Origin of the sequence: Kineococcus indalonis (assembly GCF_009906395.1) — a bacterium.
GTDB classification, from domain to species: Bacteria; Actinomycetota; Actinomycetes; order Actinomycetales; family Kineococcaceae; genus Kineococcus; species Kineococcus indalonis.
Map to the genome: position 1 here is coordinate 1 of NZ_JAAALM010000915.1, position 827 is coordinate 827.

Annotated in this window: 1 protein-coding gene; it reads left to right on the forward strand. The window is 80.9% G+C overall.

Annotated features, from left to right (window positions below):
* Positions 1-263 precede the first annotated feature (263 nt).
* Positions 264-827: 2-oxo-4-hydroxy-4-carboxy-5-ureidoimidazoline decarboxylase (uraD, locus tag GTR00_RS21920; RefSeq protein ID WP_323132673.1), on the forward strand; the 564-nt coding region annotated here is incomplete at its 3' end.

Below are 827 nucleotides of genomic sequence, written 5' to 3' on the forward strand. Positions count from 1 at the left end.
CACCCCCTGCCGTGGTCGAGGACGTGGCCACGTCCTCGACCACGGCAGGGGGTGGCGGCAGGAGGTGGGTGACCGGGGTGCCCGCGGGTGCCTGCGGGCGCCGGTGTTTCCGCGCGGTTTCACCGGTGTTGCGCTCCGGGGGCCGTTTGGAGGTTCCGCCAGCACCGCGCGCCCGCGCACCGCCGAACCCTGGAGGACCGGTGGGTGCGCCGCGCCCGCGCACGCGCCCACACTGGCCGCCCGGCAGCACGAGGGGGACGCGGGTGGACGGCACGCAGGGCCAGGACGGGCGCGAGGGCGCCGCGGTGCTCGACGCGGTGGGCGAGGAGGAGTTCCGCGCCCTGCTGCTCTCCTGCTGCGACGCCCCCGCGTGGGCCGGGCGCGTCGCGGCCCGCCGGCCCTTCGGCACCGGCGAGGCGCTGCTCGCCGCCGCCGCCGAGGAGCTCGCCGCCACCGGCGAGGACGACGTCGACGTCGCGCTCGCCGCCCACCCGCGCATCGGCGAGCGCCCCGCGGGGGCCGCCTCGCGCCGCGAGCAGGCCGCCGCGCTGGCCGCCGACCCCGCCGTCCTGGACGCCCTCGCCGAGGGCAACCGCGCCTACGAGGCCCGCTTCGGCCACGTGTACCTGGTGTGCGCCTCCGGGCGCAGCGCCGAGGAGCTGCTGGCCGTGCTGCGCTCGCGCCTGGGCAACGACCCGGCCACCGAGCGCGCCGTGCTGCGCCGCGAGCTGGGCGCCATCACCGCCCTGCGCCTGCGCCGCGCCCTGGACGCGGCCGGCGCCCCCTCCGGGGCGGCCTCCGGGGCGGCCTCGGGGGCCGCCCCGGAG